This is a genomic window from Paraburkholderia sp. BL17N1 (assembly GCF_003634175.1).
Taxonomy (GTDB): Bacteria; Pseudomonadota; Gammaproteobacteria; order Burkholderiales; family Burkholderiaceae; genus Paraburkholderia.
In genome coordinates this window covers 2,931,060-2,948,690 of record NZ_RBIW01000001.1, presented here as the reverse complement: position 1 = coordinate 2,948,690, position 17,631 = coordinate 2,931,060, and the positions used below count along the sequence as shown (strand labels likewise).

Annotated in this window: 15 protein-coding genes; 9 read left to right on the top strand and 6 right to left on the bottom strand. The window is 63.2% G+C overall.

Features of this window, described 5'->3' with window-relative positions:
* Positions 1–5 precede the first annotated feature (5 nt).
* From B0G82_RS13290 to cysS, 3 genes are all read right to left on the bottom strand, one after another.
* Positions 6–977 (bottom strand): acetyl-CoA carboxylase carboxyltransferase subunit alpha, encoded by a 972-nt coding sequence (locus tag B0G82_RS13290; protein WP_074283028.1) that lies wholly within the window; start codon positions 975–977, stop codon positions 6–8.
* A gap of 125 nt (positions 978–1,102) precedes the next feature.
* Entirely contained in the window at positions 1,103–2,152 is a 1,050-nt protein-coding gene (locus B0G82_RS13285) for a DNA-3-methyladenine glycosylase (RefSeq protein WP_116117630.1), read from the bottom strand.
* Between the two features lie 47 nt (positions 2,153–2,199).
* Positions 2,200–3,597 (bottom strand): cysteine--tRNA ligase, encoded by a 1,398-nt coding sequence (cysS, locus tag B0G82_RS13280; protein ID WP_116140180.1) that lies wholly within the window; start codon positions 3,595–3,597, stop codon positions 2,200–2,202.
* Positions 3,598–3,836: 239 nt separating this feature from the next.
* On the opposite strand from cysS, the gene B0G82_RS13275 reads away from it, so the two are divergent.
* From B0G82_RS13275 to B0G82_RS13260, 4 genes are all read left to right on the top strand, one after another.
* Positions 3,837–4,601, top strand: coding sequence for a tetratricopeptide repeat protein (locus B0G82_RS13275; protein ID WP_116140178.1), 765 nt, complete (start codon positions 3,837–3,839; stop codon positions 4,599–4,601).
* A 48-nt stretch (positions 4,602–4,649) separates the two neighbouring features.
* Positions 4,650–5,231 carry a peptidylprolyl isomerase gene (locus B0G82_RS13270; RefSeq protein WP_106279534.1) on the top strand — a complete coding sequence of 194 codons (582 nt, stop codon included), beginning with the start codon at positions 4,650–4,652 and terminating at the stop codon, positions 5,229–5,231.
* Positions 5,232–5,374: 143 nt separating this feature from the next.
* On the top strand, positions 5,375–5,869 hold the full coding sequence (locus B0G82_RS13265) for a peptidylprolyl isomerase (protein WP_106279532.1): 495 nt from the start codon (positions 5,375–5,377) through the stop codon (positions 5,867–5,869).
* Positions 5,870–5,915: 46 nt separating this feature from the next.
* Positions 5,916–6,713 carry a UDP-2,3-diacylglucosamine diphosphatase gene (locus B0G82_RS13260; protein ID WP_106279530.1) on the top strand — a complete coding sequence of 266 codons (798 nt, stop codon included), beginning with the start codon at positions 5,916–5,918 and terminating at the stop codon, positions 6,711–6,713.
* Between the two features lie 172 nt (positions 6,714–6,885).
* Here the strand turns inward: B0G82_RS13260 and cysE are convergent, their stop codons facing one another.
* Positions 6,886–7,719: a serine O-acetyltransferase gene (gene cysE, locus B0G82_RS13255; RefSeq protein WP_121307607.1), complete on the bottom strand. Its 834-nt coding sequence runs from the start codon at positions 7,717–7,719 to the stop codon at positions 6,886–6,888.
* Between the two features lie 208 nt (positions 7,720–7,927).
* Positions 7,928–8,746 (bottom strand): RNA methyltransferase, encoded by an 819-nt coding sequence (locus tag B0G82_RS13250; protein WP_121308684.1) that lies wholly within the window; start codon positions 8,744–8,746, stop codon positions 7,928–7,930.
* 407 nt (positions 8,747–9,153) lie between these two features.
* On the opposite strand from B0G82_RS13250, the gene B0G82_RS13245 reads away from it, so the two are divergent.
* From B0G82_RS13245 to B0G82_RS13230, 4 genes are all read left to right on the top strand, one after another.
* Positions 9,154–9,957 (top strand): inositol monophosphatase family protein, encoded by an 804-nt coding sequence (locus tag B0G82_RS13245; RefSeq protein WP_106279526.1) that lies wholly within the window; start codon positions 9,154–9,156, stop codon positions 9,955–9,957.
* A 201-nt stretch (positions 9,958–10,158) separates the two neighbouring features.
* Positions 10,159–11,457, top strand: coding sequence for a lysophospholipid transporter LplT (gene lplT / locus B0G82_RS13240; protein WP_121308683.1), 1,299 nt, complete (start codon positions 10,159–10,161; stop codon positions 11,455–11,457).
* Between the two features lie 171 nt (positions 11,458–11,628).
* Positions 11,629–14,313, top strand: coding sequence for a DNA mismatch repair protein MutS (gene mutS, locus B0G82_RS13235; RefSeq protein WP_121307606.1), 2,685 nt, complete (start codon positions 11,629–11,631; stop codon positions 14,311–14,313).
* Positions 14,300–15,658 (top strand): hypothetical protein, encoded by a 1,359-nt coding sequence (locus tag B0G82_RS13230; protein WP_121308682.1) that lies wholly within the window; start codon positions 14,300–14,302, stop codon positions 15,656–15,658. Before mutS ends, B0G82_RS13230 begins: the two co-directional genes overlap by 14 nt.
* On the opposite strand, the gene B0G82_RS13225 is transcribed toward B0G82_RS13230, so the two are convergent.
* Complete coding sequence (locus B0G82_RS13225; RefSeq protein WP_012433513.1) at positions 15,638–16,180, bottom strand: peptidylprolyl isomerase; 543 nt, start codon at positions 16,178–16,180, stop codon at positions 15,638–15,640. The two genes, B0G82_RS13230 and B0G82_RS13225, sit on opposite strands and share 21 nt — an antisense overlap.
* A 32-nt stretch (positions 16,181–16,212) precedes the next feature.
* Between B0G82_RS13225 and B0G82_RS13220 the strand changes: the two genes are divergently transcribed.
* Positions 16,213–17,463, top strand: coding sequence for a cupin domain-containing protein (locus B0G82_RS13220; RefSeq protein WP_121307605.1), 1,251 nt, complete (start codon positions 16,213–16,215; stop codon positions 17,461–17,463).
* The last annotated feature ends 168 nt before the right edge of the window (positions 17,464–17,631 follow it).

Here is a 17,631-nt window from a genome sequence, read left to right as displayed (position 1 = left end):
CGGGCTTAGGCACCCGGCGTCGTTTCCTTGAATTTGCCGTACGACATCAGCCGTTCGAAACGGCGTTGACGCAGGTCGTTGATGCTCATGCCCTGGAACTGGCGCAGCGAATCGGCGAGCGCACGGCGCAGCATCGCGGCCATGCCTTTCGGATCGCGATGCGCGCCGCCCAGCGGCTCGTTCACGATCTTGTCGATCAGGCCGAGCGCCTTCAGACGATGCGCGGTCAAACCGAGCGCTTCCGCAGCTTCCGGCGCCTTCGCGGCGCTCTTCCACAGAATCGACGCGCAGCCTTCCGGCGAGATCACCGAATAGGTCGAGAATTGCAGCATCAGCACGCTGTCGCCGACTGCAATGGCCAACGCGCCGCCCGAACCGCCTTCGCCGATGATCGTCGCGATCAACGGCGTTTTCAGTTCGGCCATGACGTAAAGATTGCGGCCGATCGCTTCCGACTGCCCGCGCTCTTCCGCGCCGATGCCCGGATACGCGCCCGGCGTGTCGATGAACGTGAAAATCGGCAAGCCGAATTTTTCGGCGAGACGCATCAGACGTTCGGCCTTGCGATAGCCTTCCGGACGCGGCATGCCGAAGTTGCGCAGCGCGCGCTCCTTGGTATCGCGGCCCTTCTGATGGCCGATCACCATGCACGCCTGGCCGTTGAAACGCGCGAGGCCGCCGACGATCGACAGGTCGTCCGCATAGTTGCGGTCGCCGTGCAATTCGTGGAAGTCGGTGAACAACTCGCTCACGTAGTCGAACGTGTACGGGCGTTGCGGATGACGGGCGATTTGCGAAACCTGCCACGGCGTGAGGTTCGCGTACAGATCTTTGGTGAGCTGTTGACTCTTCTTGGACAGCCGCTCGATCTCTTCCGAAATATCGACGGCCGAATCGTCCTGCACGAAGCGCAATTCTTCGATCTTCGCTTCGAGTTCAGCGATCGGCTGTTCGAAATCCAGAAACGTGGTCTTCATTGTTTGTAATCCTTGGACTTACCGGCAGCGCGTATTCTAACCGCGCGGGCCGATGTCAAAACCATCTCGCAACTATCAATCTTTAACCTTTGATAGCTTTTGAAATAGTCCCATTTCTTCTTTTTTCAGTAGTCGACCGGCAACGGGTCAAGACTACGCCACATATACCAGGTGGCGACGGTGCGCCACGGCTCCCAGTTGGCGGCGACCTCGCGCGCTTCGCTGCGTGTGACCGGTTCGCCACTGAAATAGTTGACGCTGATCGCACGAATCAGGCCCAGGTCGTCGAGCGGCAGGACGTCGGGGCGCGACAGGTTGAAGATCAGGAACATCTCCGCAGTCCAGCGGCCGATGCCGCGAATCTGCGTGAGTTCGGCGATCACGGCCTCGTCTTCCATCGACGTCCATTTGCCGACGTGCAGCGCGCCCGAAACGAAATGCTGCGCGAGATCGAGCACGTATTCGGCTTTGCGCCTGGACAGTCCGCACGTGGTCAGCTTTTCCAGACCGAGCTTGATGAACTGCTGCGGCACGAGCTTGGGACACGCGGCCTCGACCTTCGCCCAGGCGGCCTGCGCGGACGCGACCGAAATCTGCTGCCCGACCACCGAACGCGCGAGCGTGACGAACGGATCGCCGCGACTCAGCAGATGCACTGGGCCGAACTTCGGAATCAGTTTCTTCAGAATGCGATCGCGCTTGACGAGGTCGGCACACGCCTTGTCCCAATAGGCCGGACGCGTGACTTCAGGCGTGAGGCCAGCGATCTGCACCGGCACCGCGGCTTCGCTCGCGCTCGCCGCTTCGCCGCCCGCGGTTGCGGACGCGCGCGTCTTGCGCACCACTTCGCCTTCGTGCCCCTCGACCTTGATGCGGGCGAGTTCCTGCACGTCACCGGCCAGTTCCGCCGACAAGGCGCCGTTGCTCTTCGCACGCTGCGGCTTCGCGCGCTTCGCGACAGGAGCGTGCGCCGACGCGCCGTTGAGCGCACGCTGCACGGTGGTCTTTTTCGCTGCGCCCGCTGCGGTCTTGGCCACCACCCCGGCGGCTTTCGACGATGCTTTCCTTACCACGCCGCTGCCCGTGCGAGCCGACGTGCGTGTCGACTTTGCCGCGGCTGCCGCGTTTGTTTGAGACGCGGCTCGTTTAGCCGGCGTCTTCGTGGCCGTTGCCATCCTGCCTCCTGCCTGGCGAGTCGATCAAAGGGTAAGTCGGGGTGCGCTCACACGCGCCGCCACTCGGTCAACCCGCCGGGTTTGTCTTCAAGTGCAACGCCGGCCTCGAGCAATTCGGCCCGGATCCGGTCTGCTGCCGCATAGTCCTTCGCCTGTTTGGCGGCCACGCGCGCCGCGATCTTCGCTTCGATCGCGGCGGGCTCGAGCGCGCCCTCAGCTGCAGCCCCCGCTGCCTGCTGCAGGTATGCACGCGGCTCGCGGCCAAGCAGTCCGATCACCGCGCCCAGCGAGCGCAATTGACGGGCCAGCGCGGGGTCGCGCGTGCGATTCACTTCTGTTGCCAACTCGAACAACACCGACACTGCAACCGGTGTGTTGAAGTCGTCATTCATTGCTGCCTGGAAACGAAGCGCATGCGCCTCATTCCAGTCGAGCTCGGCGGCGTCCGGCGTGACATCTTTCAGCGCGGTGTACAAACGCGCAAGAGCGTTGCGGGCGTCGTCGATATGCACGTCGCTGTAATTCAACGGCGAGCGGTAATGCGCGCGTGCGATAAAGAAACGCACGACCTCGGCATCGTACTGCGCCAATACTTCGCGGATCGTAAAGAAGTTGTTCAACGACTTCGACATCTTCTCATTGTCGATCTGTACGTAGCCGTTGTGCATCCAGAAATTGACGAAGGTTTGACCGGTAGCGGCTTCACTTTGCGCTATTTCGTTTTCATGGTGCGGAAACTGCAGGTCTTGCCCGCCGCCGTGAATGTCGAAATGTTCGCCGAGCAATGTGCAGCCCATTGCTGAGCATTCGATATGCCAGCCTGGACGGCCGCGCCCATACTTCGAATCCCAGCCTGTATCCGCAGGCTCTTCCGGCTTGGCCTGTTTCCACAAGACGAAATCGAGCGGGTCCTGCTTCGCGTCGTTCGCCGCGACGCGTTCGCCCGCGCGCAGATCTTCGAGCGACTTGCCCGACAGCTTGCCGTAGTTCGCGAACTTGCGCACCGCATAGTTCACGTCGCCGTCGCCTGCCTGATAGGCGTAGCCGTTCGCTTCGAGCTGCTCGATCATGCCGAGCATCTGCGGAATGAAATCCGTGGCGCGCGGTTCGATGTCAGGCCGCTGGATGCCGAGTGCGTCCGCGTCTTCGTGCAATGCGTTGATGAAGCGATCGGTCAGCGCCTTGATGGTCTCGCCGTTCTCCACTGCGCGCCGGATGATCTTGTCATCAATATCCGTGATATTACGCACGTAGGTCACGTCGTAGCCGAGCGTGCGCAACCAGCGCTGCACGATGTCGAACACGACCATCACCCGCGCATGACCGACGTGACAATAGTCGTACACGGTCATCCCGCAGACGTACATTCGCACGACGCCTTCTTGCAGCGGCACGAAAGTTTGCTTGTCACGCGCGAGCGTGTTGTAGATGCGCAGTGATTCCATAGAGAACGGTGCGTGGGCCGAAAGAAATCCGCAATGTGTTTCATGCGCGGCGTGCCCCGCCAGTCAAGAACCGGACGGCGGGCGCGTCGCATACAGCAAAACCGGTGCACCTGGTGCGGCGGTCAGGCTGCGATCAAGGCGGAGACGACCACGAGTGGCGAAAAGACAGTTTGCGGTTCGACGGAACGCGCAGACCTTTTGTTAGAATGGGTCGGAGTATAACATCCAGACCTGAGCCTATGAAACCTTCAAGCGGCCGCGCGCGCAGCGCTGCGACCCTCGCCGCGACAGCCTTCGGTGGCGCCACGCGGGCGCTCACCTTGCGCGTCACCGTGGCGCTTGCCCTTGCGGCCATGCCGGCCGCGGCCGCCTTTGCGCAGAAAACCGCCACGCTGCCGCAGGGCCCCGCCGTGCGCGACAACACGCCGGAAATCGACGCATCGATCGCGCAGAAAAACTGGGCCGCCTCGCTGACCCAGCTCGACGCGCGCATCGCCTCGAATCCGCGCGACGCGCAAGCGAAGTTCAAGCGCGGCACGGTGCTCGCCCACCTGAATCGCGACGACGAAGCTATCGTCGCGTTCACCGAACTCACGCAGACCTACCCTGAGTTGCCCGAGCCCTACAACAACCTCGCCGCGCTTTACGCGAAGCATGGTCAATACGCCGAAGCGCGTGTCGCGCTCGAAACGGCGACCAAGGTCAACCCGGGCTACGGCCTCGCCTACGAGAATCTCGGCGACCTTTACCTGCGCATGGCCAATGAGGCTTATCGCCACGCGCAGAGCCTGGGCAAGGTGAGCCCCACCACCACGCAGCGGCTCGCGGACATTCAGAAAGTCATCTCGCCGGTCAAGACCGCGGCCCGGGCGAAACAGGCCGTTAGCACCGAAGACGACTACACCGCCCGCGCCACCTCGAACATGACGCAAACGCCGAGCTTCCAGTACGGCGGTGCGAACGGCTCGCTCGCCATGCCGCCCTACATGGCGCCGTCGAAGTAAAGCCATCACGTTTCGCGCAATACGTTTTTTCCAACCCTGAGGATCTTCATGAAATGGTTGATGTTGGCGCTCGGCAGCGCCGCCCTGATCGCAAACGCTCCCGCATTTGCCCAGTCCGGTTCGCAAGCCGCGCATCCGTCCGTCCTCTTCAAGACATCGGAAGGCGACATCCGCGTCGAGTTGTATCCTGAGAAAGCGCCCAAGACGGTCGCCAACTTCCTCGACTATGTGAAGTCCGGCCAGTACAGCGGCACGATTTTCCATCGCGTGATTCGTGGTTTCATGATTCAGGGCGGCGGCTATACGCAAAGCTTCGCGGAGAAGCCGACGCGCGCGCCAATTCCGCTCGAAAGCCGTAACGGTCTGAAGAACATGACGGGCACGCTCGCCATGGCGCGCACCAGCGACCCGAATTCGGCCACCGCGCAATTCTTCATCAACACGGTGGACAATGCCGGCCTCGACTATCCGAATCCGGACGGCAACGGCTATGCGGTGTTCGGCAAAGTCACGGGCGGCATGGACGTCGTGAAGAAGATCGAAGGCACGCCCACCACCTCGCGCGGCCCGATGAGCGACGTGCCGCAAAAGCCGGTCGTGATCGAGTCGGCCACGGTCGTCGGCAAGTAATTGCAGCAACAGGACGCGCGCCGCAGTCAGGCGCGCGCACGAGAAAAGCGTCAGCGCTCAATCCACGCCCCGGCGCGGCTCAACGTCAACTCTTGACGACTCGCCGCGCCTTTTATCCACCCTGTTCATCAAAGGATTCCATCATGGTTGAACTGCATACGAACCACGGCGTCATCAAACTCGAACTGGACGCTGAAAAGGCGCCGAAGTCGGTTGAGAACTTCCTCAACTACGTGAAGGCCGGCCACTACGACAACACGGTGTTCCACCGCGTGATCGACGGCTTCATGATCCAGGGCGGCGGCTTCGAACCCGGCATGAAGCAGAAGCCGACGGGCGAGCCGATCCCGAATGAAGCGAACAACGGTCTGAAGAACGTCAACGGCTCGGTCGCCATGGCGCGCACGAACGACCCGCACTCGGCCACGGCGCAATTCTTCATCAACGTGAACGACAACGACTTCCTGAACCACTCGTCGCCGACGCCGCAAGGCTGGGGTTACGCCGTGTTCGGCAAGGTGGTCGAAGGCCTCGACATCGTCGAGAAGATCAAGAAGGTCAAGACGGGTTCGAAGGGCTTCCATCAGGACGTGCCGGCGGACGACGTGGTGATCGAAAAGGCTGTGATCGTCGACTAAGTCGTAGCGAGCATCGATTCGTTCGAACTGATATCAGGCACCTTCAATGCTGCAAGAAACGCCGCTGCGAAGCGTCGCCGCGGGCGTGCCTGGCGAGGGCAAACGCCCGCACGCCGCACGCCCGTTTTTTTTCCTCTCCGATATTCATCTGAGCGAGGCGATCCCGCATACGGTCGCCGCGTTCGAGCATTTCATCCGCTTCACGGCCGAGCAGGCCGATTCGGTGTTCATACTTGGCGATCTGTTCGAGTACTGGATCGGCGACGACATGCTCGCCGAGCCGTTCGTCGCGCGCATGGCGGCGCTGCTGCATACGTTGTCGGAACGCGGCATCGCGCTCTACATCATGCATGGCAACCGCGATTTTCTGCTGGGCAAGCGCTTCATGAAAGCAGCCGGCGCGATCTGGCTGCCCGATCCGTTCGTGATCACCGCGTTCGGCACGCGTATCGCGCTCGCGCATGGCGACGGCTTATGCACGGCCGATCGTGGCTATCAAGTGTTCCGGCGTTTTGCGCGTAACCGGTTCGCGCAGATGCTGTTTCTCGCGTGGCCGTTGCGCTGGCGTCAGAAGCTCGCCGAAAACATGCGCTCGAAAAGCGAGCAAGGCCGCGCGCGGCCGGTTTCGCCGAAATACGATGTGACGGCGGCAGCCGTGGCCGCGTTATTCAAGTCGTCGAAAACGGCGACCCTCATTCACGGGCACACGCACCGGCCGGCGCGGCATCGCGAGCCGGGCGGCACGCGCTGGGTCCTGCCGGATTGGGATCTCGACCACGGCGAGCGCCGTGGTGGGTATTTGCGTATCGACGCTGAAGGGATTCGGGCGTTGCCGTTGGGTTGAGTGTGGCGGCAGTTGATTGCACCCGTGCCGACGGGTCACGTGCGCAAGGTAGTTCCGCGCTGTTCCACGCCACGCGTGCCGGCGTTGTGGCTGCTCTCGCTCTGCGCCGCATGCAGCGTTGCTGTTAGAAGCCGGCCAATAGCGCCGGCGTCGGCGGCGCGCGCGAATAACTTCACCGCTCCGCCGCCACCGCTTCCCCTTTCCCTGCAATCGCGGCCGACAACCGCCGCAAATCGAGCAACGCCGCATCGGCGCCTTGCAGTCCTTCGAGACTCGTACCCAGCCGCTCCAGCGCATCGACGATTTCGTCGATGCGCTTGGCTTGCGTCGCCGCGTGATCGATCAGCCCATGAATCGCCAGCGACACCGGATCGTCGGCGTTCGGCGTGATGCCGTATGCGCAGAAGCCGCTGCTTGCGGCGGAGCGTTTGCCCTCGCGCGCGGCGCCGCCGGCATCGGCATTAGCCGCTTCCGGAGCCACAGTGGCCGCCGCCGGCACGATGATCCGTGCCGGGTTACCCACCGCCGTGCCACGTGCCGGCACGGGCTTGGTCACCACCGCGTTGGATCCGATCTTCGCGTCCGCGCCGATCGTGAAACCGCCGAGCACCTTCGCGCCCGCGCCGACGATCACGCCGCGCTCGAGCGTTGGGTGCCGCTTCGCACCGCGCGTGAGCGACGTGCCGCCGAGCGTGACGCCCTGATAGATCGTGCAGTCGTCGCCGATCTGCGCCGTCTCGCCGATCACCACGCCCATGCCGTGATCGATGAACACGCGCCGCCCGAGCGTCGCGCCCGGATGAATTTCGATGCCGGTCATGAAGCGCGCCATCTGCGAGACGAAACGCGCTAGCCAGCGGCGTTTGGCTCGCCAGCACGCATGCGCAAGCCGGTGCAGCAAGAGCGCGTGCAGGCCGGGATAACACGTGAGGACTTCCCAGGCGCTGCGGGCGGCGGGATCGCGCTCGCGGATCGTGGCGATGTCTTCGCGAAGTCTCGTGAACATGGCAGGGACTGTGTTGTGGGAGAAAGAGCCGCACGCGAAAGCTGGCGCGCACGACGGCGTGGCTCGCCGCATAGCACGGCGGCAGCTTTGCTTAGAACGTTTTGAGGATTGTAGGGGGATTGCGGAAAACCTGCCGGAAGTCCACGCTGCCGGCGGGGTCGTCGCCGGCTAACGGGAAAGCATTCAGTTCGGGTATGACACGCGGCCTTCAGGACGCGTCGTCCTTGGGCTTGCTCTTCAACAAAATGTGTTTGGCGATGCCGCGCACGATATTCACTTCTTCACGCTCGAGACCCGAGCGCGCAAACAGGCGGCGCAGGCGCGACATCAGCTTCTTCGGATTGGCCGGGTCAAGAAAATCGAGCGCGACGAGCGCGCTTTCCAGATGCGTGAACATGCTCTCGATGTCGTCGCTCGCGGCGCGCGCACCGACGGGTTCGCCCTCCGCCGCCGCCTGAGGCGCGGCCGCGCCGCTGTCGGCCGACAGATACATTGTGCGCAATTCATACGCCAATACCTGCACGGCCTGCGCGAGGTTGAGCGAGCTATAGGCAGGATTGGCGGGAATATGCGCCAGCGCGCTGCACCGCTCGACGTCCTCGTTCGACAAACCCGTGCGCTCGTTGCCGAACACCAGCGCGATCTCGCCATGCATCGCCTGTTCGCGCGCGATGCTGGCGGCGGCACGCGGCGTCCATTGCGGCGGCCCATATTCGCGCAGCCGCGCGGTCAGCGCGATCGACCAGTGCACGCCGCTCAGGGCGTCGGCGAGGGTCGGCACGACGTGCGCGGACGCCAGCACGTCGTCGGCTCCGCTCGCCATGGCGATGGCTTCCGGATCGCTTTGCACGTGCGGCACGCGCGGCGACACCAGCACGAGCCGCGAGAAACCCATGGTTTTCAGCGCGCGTGCCGCGGCGCCGACGTTGCCCGGATGGCTCGGCTCGACCAGCACGAAGCGCGTCGAGGTGAAGCCGCCGCGCAGTTCGGCTACGGCGGGATCGGAGGAATGGTGGGTATGGTCCACGATGGAATTCGGCTGGCTAAAGACGCGTATGGTAGCGCCAACGCCGCGGCCGGTCGCAAACGAACACAGGTATGAACGCAGACGCGCATGCAGATGTCTGCGGCGAAGCGCTCGCGAATGCCGGACCGAGCCGCGCAGAACGCGGGCAAATCGACCTCCGCCCAGCAAACGCTGCCGCAGCGTCCGGACTCAGGTAAAATGCCGGAATTCGCGTCCGCTTTGCCGTCTGGCACTGCATGAACGCCTCGTTCTTATCCAATTCGTCTCCGTCGGCGGAATGCGCACCGGTTGTACCGGGCGAGCGTTCCGTGCTGTTTCCGCGCCTCTTAGAGGGCGCCCAATTAGCGCAGGTTAGCGCTCATTTTCCGGCCAGCAGCCGCGCTGCCCCGGTACAAGGATCCAGTCTCATGCATCCCATGCTCAATATCGCTGTGAAGGCCGCGCGCCGCGCGTCACAGATCATCACCCGCGCGTCGCTCGATCTCGATCTCGTCCAGGTCAGCAAGAAACAGCACAACGATTTCGTCACGGAGGTCGACAAAGCGTCTGAAGCGGCGATCATCGACACGCTCAAGACCGCCTACCCCGATCACGCCATCCTCGCCGAAGAATCCGGCAAGTCGGATAACGAATCCGAATACCAGTGGATCATCGATCCGCTCGACGGCACCACCAATTTCATCCACGGTTTTCCGTACTACTGCGTGTCGATCGCGCTCGCGCACAAGGGCATCGTGACGCAGGCCGTAGTCTACGACCCGACCCGCAACGACCTGTTCACCGCCTCGCGCGGTCGTGGTGCGTTCCTCAACGATCGCCGCATCCGCGTGGCCAAGCGCGATCGTCTGGCCGATGGCCTGATCGGCACCGGCTTCCCGTTCCGCGAAAGGGACGGCCTGGAAGCGTACGGCCGCCAGTTCGCTGAAATGACCGAAGCGTGCGCCGGCCTGCGCCGTCCGGGCGCCGCCGCGCTCGATCTGGCAAACGTCGCCGCCGGCCGCATGGACGGCTTCTTCGAGCAAGGCCTGAATGCGTGGGACGTCGCCGCCGGCAGCCTGCTGATCACGGAAGCGGGTGGCCTGGTCGGCAACTACACGGGCGATTCGGATTTCTTGCACGTCGGCGAAATCGTCGCGGGCAACGCGAAGGTCTACGCGCAGATGATCCCGATCCTGTCGCGCTACAGCCGCACGCGCCAGCAAGCGGCGTAATCCCTACGAGGGCGGCGCCGGCAAGCGGGACATGAAAAAGCGGCTGCGGCCGCTTTTTCGTTGGCGCGCCTGCATGCAGCGGGCGTTCGTGCTACAAAGCGGAATGCCGCGCCGGCGCAGGTCATTGCCGGCTGCGTTTCGCGCGTTTTTCGCTGCGCCCTGCCTTGCGCCCGCCGTCTCGCGCAGCTTCCGATCCGCTTCATGAAAAAAGGCTTCTACACAATCATCGCGGCGCAGTTTATTTCGTCGCTGGCGGACAATGCACTGTTGATCGCGGCCATCGCGCTGCTCTCCGTGATTCGCTCGGCCGCCTGGGTCACGCCGCTGCTGCAGATTTTCTTCACTGTTTCGTACGTGCTGCTTGCACCGTTCGTCGGCGCTTTCGCTGACTCGATGCAAAAGCGCCACGTCATGTTCATCTCCAACGCGTTGAAGGCGAGCGGCTGCCTGATGATGGTCGCGGGCGTTCATCCGATGATTGCCTACGGCGTGGTCGGCTTCGGCGCGGCCGCGTATTCGCCGGCCAAGTACGGCATCCTCACCGAACTGCTGCCCGCGGAAAAACTCGTCAAGGCGAACGCGTGGCTCGAATCGGCCACCGTGCTGTCGACCATCGTCGGCACGATGGTGGGCGGCGCGCTGATCAGCACCTTCGCCGACAAATTCGTCGCGCATGCGCATCTGCCGCTGATCCGTTCCTCCGCCGATCTCGCCATGTTCGCGACGATGGTGACCTATGCGATCGCCGCCGCGATCAACATCTTCATTCCCGACACTGGCGCGCGTTATGAAAGCCGCCTGAGCGAACCGAAGAAACTGGTCGGCGATTTCTATCATTGCTTCAACGTGCTGTGGGCCGACAAACTCGCGCAGATCGCGCTGTGGGTGACGACTCTGATGTGGGGCGGCGCGGTCACGCTGCAATTGCTGGTGCTCAAATGGGCCAACGTGAATCTCGGGCTGTCGCTCTCGAAGGCGGCGGTCATGCAGGGCGTCACGGGTCTCGGCATCGCAGTCGGCGCGGCGGCGGCCGCTGCGCTGATTCCGTTGCGCAAGTCGCTGCGCGTGTTGCCGGTCGGCATTCTGACCGGCGCGGTGGCGATCGCCATGGCCTTCTACAACAAGGACCTGTTCCCGCCGGGTTCAGGCATTCGCATCGGCACGTACGTCATGCCGTTTTACATTCTGCTCGCCTATCCGCTGATGATTCTGCTCGGCGCGCTGTCAGGGTTTTTCATCGTGCCAATGAACGCGATCCTTCAGCATCGCGGCGCGACGCTGCTGTCCGCGGGGCATTCGATCGCCGTGCAGAATTTCAACCAGAACCTCGCGGTGCTGCTGATGCTCGGCGTCTACGCGCTGCTGCTTACGGCGAAGATGCCGGCGCAGTGGATCATCGTTGTGTTCGGCACGTTCATCACTTTCATGATGTGGCTCGCCAGGCGGCGCAGCGCGGTGAACGAACGCACGGTGGATATACGGGCGATGGTGGAAGAATGAAGCCTTCATGCGGCTGAGGCGCGGCGCGGTGCGGCTCGCGTCGGCTGCTCGCCGCGGCGTTTGGCCGGAATGCGGATTTGCAGCGCAGATTGGCCATCCGGCCAGGGTCCGCCCGCCGTCCCGTCAGGTTAAACTCACGCCCTGAACAGCTAACGCAAGAAGATACCGAGGATGGGCATTCAAACCGCAGCGGCCAACGACGTCGCACAGCATACGCCGATGATGCAGCAATATCTCCGCATTAAAGCGGATCATCCCGGCACGCTGGTGTTCTACCGGATGGGCGACTTCTACGAACTCTTTTTCGAAGATGCGGAAAAAGCCGCACGTCTGCTCGATCTGACACTCACGCAGCGTGGCGCGTCGGCGGGCAATCCGATCAAGATGGCCGGCGTGCCGCATCACGCGGTCGAACAATATCTCGCCAAGCTCGTGAAGCTCGGCGAATCCGTCGCGATTTGCGAGCAGATCGGCGACCCGGCTACATCGAAGGGTCCAGTCGAGCGCAAAGTGGTGCGCGTGGTCACGCCGGGCACGCTCACGGATGCAGCGCTGCTGTCCGATAAGAGCGACGTCTATCTGCTGGCCATGTGCGTCGCGCATAACCGACGCGGCGTCGCGACCAGCGTCGGCCTTGCATGGCTGAATCTTGCGAGCGGCGCGTTGCGCCTCGCCGAAGTCGCACCCGACCAGGTGGCGGCCGCGCTCGAACGCATTCGCCCCGCGGAAATTCTGGTTGCCGACACACCAACCGACTCGGCGAGCTGGACGCCGCCGGTCAATGCGGGCGCCCTCACCCGCGTGCCGGTCTGGCACTTCGACGTTACCTCGGGCACGCAACGCTTGTGCGATCAGCTGGAAGTGGCGGGCCTCGACGGCTTCGGCGCGCATTCCCTGACCTGCGCATGCGGCGCGGCCGGCGCGCTGCTGCTCTATGCCGCGGCCACGCAAGGTCAGCAGTTGCGCCACGTGCGCAGCCTGAAGGTCGAATACGAGTCCGAATATATCGGCCTCGACCCCGCCACGCGCCGCAACCTCGAACTCACGGAAACACTGCGCGGCACGGAATCGCCTACGCTGTGTTCGCTGCTCGACACCTGCTGCACGACCATGGGCAGCCGCCTGCTGCGTCACTGGCTACATCATCCGCCGCGCGAATCGGCGGTGGCGCAGGCGCGTCAGCAGGCGATCGGCGCCTTGCTCGACGCGCCGCCGGGCGCGAGCGTCGATTCGTTGCGCAGCGCATTGCGGCAGATCTCGGACATCGAGCGCATCACCGGGCGTCTCGCGCTGCTGTCCGCGCGGCCTCGCGATCTGTCGAGCCTGCGCGATACCTTCATTGCGTTGCCCGAGTTGCGCACGCAGCTCGCGGCCGTTGCGCCGGATGCGGATTCGCTGGCGCGCATCGACGCTTCGCTGGAACCGCCGCAAGCCTGCGTCGAACTGCTCAGGCGCGCGGTCGCGCAGGAACCGTCGGCGATGGTGCGCGACGGCGGCGTGATCGCTCGTGGCTACGATGCGGAACTGGACGAGCTGCGCGATATTTCGGAGAACTGCGGGCAGTTCCTGATCGACCTCGAGACCCGCGAGCGCGCACGCACGGGTATCGGCAATCTGCGCGTCGAATACAACAAGGTGCATGGCTTCTACATCGAAGTCACGCGCGGCCAGACCGACAAGGTGCCCGACGACTATCGCCGCCGTCAGACGCTGAAGAATGCCGAACGCTACATCACGCCGGAACTGAAAACGTTCGAGGACAAGGCGCTCTCCGCGCAGGAACGGGCGCTCGCCCGCGAACGCTCGCTCTACGACGCGCTGCTGCAGGCGCTGCTACCCTTCATCCCGGATTGCCAGCGGGTCGCTTCGGCGCTTGCCGAACTCGATCTGCTGGCGGCCTTCGGCGAGCGCGCCCGCGCGCTCGATTGGGTCGCGCCCACGTTCTCGGCCAACGCCGGCATCGAAATCGAACAGGGGCGGCATCCGGTGGTCGAGGCGCAGGTCGAGCAGTTCATCGCCAACGACTGCTCGCTCACGCCCGAGCGCAAACTGCTGCTGATCACCGGCCCGAACATGGGCGGTAAATCGACCTTCATGCGGCAGACCGCGCTGATCGCGCTGCTCGCCTATGTGGGCAGTTATGTGCCCGCCCGGCGCGCCGCCTTCGGGCCGATCGACCGCATCTTCACGCGCATCGGCGCAGCGGACGATCTCGCCGGCGGGCGCTCGACCTTCATGGTCGAGATGACCGAAGCCGCCGCGATCCTGAACGACGCCACGCCGCAAAGTCTCGTACTGATGGACGAGATCGGCCGCGGCACGTCCACGTTCGACGGCCTCGCGCTGGCGTGGGCCATCGCGCGGCATCTGCTCGCGCACAACGGTTGCCATACGCTGTTCGCCACGCACTACTTCGAATTGACGCAGTTGCCGGCGGAGTTTCCGCAGGCCGCCAACGTGCATTTGTCGGCGGTCGAGCACGGGCACGGCATCGTGTTCCTGCACGCGGTCAACGAAGGTCCGGCGAATCAGAGCTACGGCCTGCAGGTCGCGCAACTCGCCGGCGTGCCGAATGCGGTGATTCGCGCGGCGCGCAAGCATCTTGCGCATCTGGAACAGCAGTCGGCCGCACAGCCCGCGCCGCAACTCGACCTGTTCGCCGCGCCCATGCCGATGCTGCTCGAAGACGCGGACGACGAGCGCGACGCGAAGACGGGACCGGCGGCGTCGCCCGCCATGCAGGAACTCGTCGAGCGGCTGCGCGGCATCGATCCGAACGATCTGCGGCCCCGCGAAGCACTCGATCTGCTGTACGAATTGCATGAACTGGCCGCCGCGCCGGATGCGGATCATTGACTCACACAGGCCCCCGCGGCGTCCGCGCAAACTTCGCGCGGCGCTGACCCTCGCCCTCACACTTACCGGTGGTGGCGTGCCGCTTGCGGGATTGTTCGCGGGGTTGTCGGGTTTCACACCGGCGGCCTACGCCGACACGCCGCGCTATACCTTCGCGGTCATCGCCAACACGATGCAAAGCGTCGCCGACGAAGCGCCCACGCAGCGGTTGATCGAAGCGATCAGCCGCGAGCGCGATGTGTCGTTCATCGTGTACGACGGCAATCTCAAGGGCGCGAAAGAAGCATGCCGCGATGCGCTTTATGAGCGCCGCCACGCGCTGCTCGAAACGTCACGGCCGGCCCTTTTCTTCATTCCCGGCCAGCACGACTGGGCCGATTGCGGCATCGGCGAAGCCGGCGGTTTTGATCCGACCGAACGGCTCGACCAGTTGCGCCAAACGCTTTTTGCCGACGCCACCTCGATGGGTCAGAACCCGATCGCATTGACGCGTGAAAGCGAAGTCTCGCGCTTTCGCCCCTATCGCGAGAACGTGCGCTGGCAAGTGGGCGATACGGTGTTCGTCGGCCTGAATGCGCCGAGTCCGAACAATCATTATCTGACTGCGGGCGGCCGCAATGGCGAATTCGAAGATCGCGTGATCGCCAATGCATTCTGGCTGGAACATGCCGGCGAATATGCGAAACGCCGCGACGCGCGGGCGCTTGTCGTGTTCATTCAAGGCGATCCGGACCCTGAGCGTTACGAACGGCCCGACCGTTTCGCGTGGCTGCGCTTTGCACGCAACACCCGCCGCGACGGTTTTCTGGAATTGAAACGCAGCCTCGTGAAACTCGCGCAGATTTTCCGGGGGCCAGTGCTAGTGATTCATTGCGACGACGAACGAGCAAGCGCCGGCTTCGTGATCGATCAGCCGCTACGCAATGACAAGGGAATGCTGGTGACGAATCTCACGCGTGTCGCGCTCGCGCCGCATGATCGACTCAACCAGTGGATTCAGGTGGATGCGGATCTCGGCAGGAAACCGCCGTTCCGCGTAAGTGTGCGCGATGTGCCCAGGCAAATGCCGATGCCCACCGCGCAACCCGTGCTGCCGCACGATGAACCGGCTGCTTCGATGCCGGCTGTACCGGCTCTCGGACCCGCGTCGGAATTGCCGCCACTGCTGCCGACGCCCGGAGACTCGCAACCGGATCAGCAACCGCGCATACCGGCGGATCAGGGTGGCGGCGGTTACGGGCCGGCCACGTCGACGCCGCCCGCCTCCGCCGCTCAACCGCACACGCCGGGCGCTTCTTCAAGCGTGCCCGGCATGCCTGCAAGCTCAGTGCAGCGTGGGCCCTGACTTGCCTTCTTCTTCGTCGTCCTCGTCTTCGTCGAGGACTTCGAGGCCGTCGGCGCCATGCGCGTGTTCGTGCTGGATTTCGTCTTCCGTAGCAGGACGCACGTCTTTCACCGTCAGCGCGAAACGCAGCGCCATGCCGGCGAGCGGATGGTTGCCGTCGAGCACGACTTTATCTTCGGCGACGTCGGTCACCACGTAGACGAGCGAATCGAGGTCCTCGTCGCCTTCTTCCGGCGTGCCTTCGAATTGCATGCCGACTTCGAGCGGTTCCGGGAAGCGATTGCGCGGCTCGATCTTCACGAGATCAGGGTCGTACTCACCGAACGCGTCTTGCGGCTCGAGCTGGATCTGGGTCTCGAAACCGGCCTCGTGGCCGTCGAGCTCTTCCTCGATCTTGGGGAACGTGCCATCATAGCCGCCGTGCAGATAGACCATCGGCTCGTCGCTTTCTTCAATCAGATTGCCCTGCGCATCCGACAGCTTGTAAGCGACCGACACGACGGTGTTCTTTGCGATTTTCATTCGATTCTCCAGAATACAACTCACATTATACGATGCCCAAGCGGCCCACTGACCACCCGGCCGACGCAGCTTCGGCACGGAATTCGTCGCCGGCTTCAAAGCCGGCTGTTCCGGTTCTCCCGCCTTCGCCAGACACACCGACACCGCTGCTCGGTAACCTGACGCCGTCGCAATTCATGCGCCGCTACTGGCAGAAAAAGCCGCTGCTGATTCGCCAGGCGATCCCGAACGTCGCGGCGCCATTGTCGCGCGACGAATTTTTCGAGCTGGCCGATCAGGACGAAGTCGAAGCACGCCTGATCACCCATTTCCGCAATAAATGGCAGCTCGAGCACGGGCCGTTCGCGCCTGACGAACTGCCTTCGGTGAAGCAGCGCGCATGGACACTGCTTGTGCAAGGCGTCGATCTCCACGACGATCGCGCCCGCGCCCTGCTAGACCGTTTCCGCTTCGTGCCGGACGCGCGTCTCGACGACCTGATGATTTCCTACGCAAGTGACGGCGGCGGCGTAGGGCCGCACTTCGATTCCTACGATGTGTTTCTTTTGCAAGTAAAAGGCAAGCGCCGTTGGCGCATTAGCGCGCAGAAAGATCTGACGCTACAACCCGGTTTGCCTTTGAAAGTTTTACAGAACTTCCAGCCCGAAGAGGAGTGGCTGCTCGAACCGGGCGACATGTTGTATCTGCCGCCGCACATCGCGCACGACGGCATTGCCGAGGGCGAATGCATGACCTGTTCGATCGGGTTTCGCGCCCCTTCGGCGAGCGAACTGACCGCGCAATTCCTCTACCATCTGGCCGAACGCGGCGAGTCGGCGGGTCAGCCGGGCGCGCTTTATCGCGATCCGCAGCAACCTGCCGTGGAGCGTCCGGCCGAGCTCCCCGCGGCGCTGGTCGAGAGGGTTGGCGCAATCCTTGCTGGCATCAAATGGAATGAGCAGGATATTGCGTCGTTCCTTGGCACGTATCTCAGCGAACCCAAGCCGAGTGTCGTCTTTGATCCGCCGCAAAGGCCGCTTAATGAAGCCCGTTTCATCAGTCAGGCATCGAAGTCAGGCATTCGGCTGGACCGCAAGACTAATTTGTTGTACAACCGCCGTTTTTTCTTCGTAAATGGAGAGGAAACCTCATTTGATGGTGCAAGAAAATGGTTGTTTGACCTCGCAAATCACCGCTGTATGAGTGCGAAACGCTTTGTAACACTCTCACACGATTCGTCGGTGACAGCACGGCTACACGAGTGGTATTGTGCGGGCTGGATACAAGTGGGCGAGCTTGCGTAACTCTGCCTGCCTGCTATACCGTACAGTGAAATTTTGTATGAGAAAGACAACGTATTGACCCCGGATTTATGGATTGTCAGTACGAAAGTGCATATAATTTCCGCCCAAGCCGTAGGGAAGATTCGAGCTCGTCAAAAGAGCTTCTCCACCAGCGGCCCAGGTCGGTGT

What these genes read in the sequence shown, in the direction of transcription:
- B0G82_RS13290 (WP_074283028.1), bottom strand. Translation starts at nt 977, where the DNA reads ATGAAGACCACGTTTCTGGATTTCGAACAGCCGATCGCTGAACTCGAA.
- B0G82_RS13285 (WP_116117630.1), bottom strand. Translation starts at nt 2,152, where the DNA reads ATGGCAACGGCCACGAAGACGCCGGCTAAACGAGCCGCGTCTCAAACA.
- cysS (WP_116140180.1), bottom strand. Translation starts at nt 3,597, where the DNA reads ATGGAATCACTGCGCATCTACAACACGCTCGCGCGTGACAAGCAAACT.
- B0G82_RS13275 (WP_116140178.1), top strand. Translation starts at nt 3,837, where the DNA reads ATGAAACCTTCAAGCGGCCGCGCGCGCAGCGCTGCGACCCTCGCCGCG.
- B0G82_RS13270 (WP_106279534.1), top strand. Translation starts at nt 4,650, where the DNA reads ATGAAATGGTTGATGTTGGCGCTCGGCAGCGCCGCCCTGATCGCAAAC.
- B0G82_RS13265 (WP_106279532.1), top strand. Translation starts at nt 5,375, where the DNA reads ATGGTTGAACTGCATACGAACCACGGCGTCATCAAACTCGAACTGGAC.
- B0G82_RS13260 (WP_106279530.1), top strand. Translation starts at nt 5,916, where the DNA reads ATGCTGCAAGAAACGCCGCTGCGAAGCGTCGCCGCGGGCGTGCCTGGC.
- cysE (WP_121307607.1), bottom strand. Translation starts at nt 7,719, where the DNA reads ATGTTCACGAGACTTCGCGAAGACATCGCCACGATCCGCGAGCGCGAT.
- B0G82_RS13245 (WP_106279526.1), top strand. Translation starts at nt 9,154, where the DNA reads ATGCATCCCATGCTCAATATCGCTGTGAAGGCCGCGCGCCGCGCGTCA.
- lplT (WP_121308683.1), top strand. Translation starts at nt 10,159, where the DNA reads ATGAAAAAAGGCTTCTACACAATCATCGCGGCGCAGTTTATTTCGTCG.
- mutS (WP_121307606.1), top strand. Translation starts at nt 11,629, where the DNA reads ATGGGCATTCAAACCGCAGCGGCCAACGACGTCGCACAGCATACGCCG.
- B0G82_RS13230 (WP_121308682.1), top strand. Translation starts at nt 14,300, where the DNA reads ATGCGGATCATTGACTCACACAGGCCCCCGCGGCGTCCGCGCAAACTT.
- B0G82_RS13225 (WP_012433513.1), bottom strand. Translation starts at nt 16,180, where the DNA reads ATGAAAATCGCAAAGAACACCGTCGTGTCGGTCGCTTACAAGCTGTCG.
- B0G82_RS13220 (WP_121307605.1), top strand. Translation starts at nt 16,213, where the DNA reads ATGCCCAAGCGGCCCACTGACCACCCGGCCGACGCAGCTTCGGCACGG.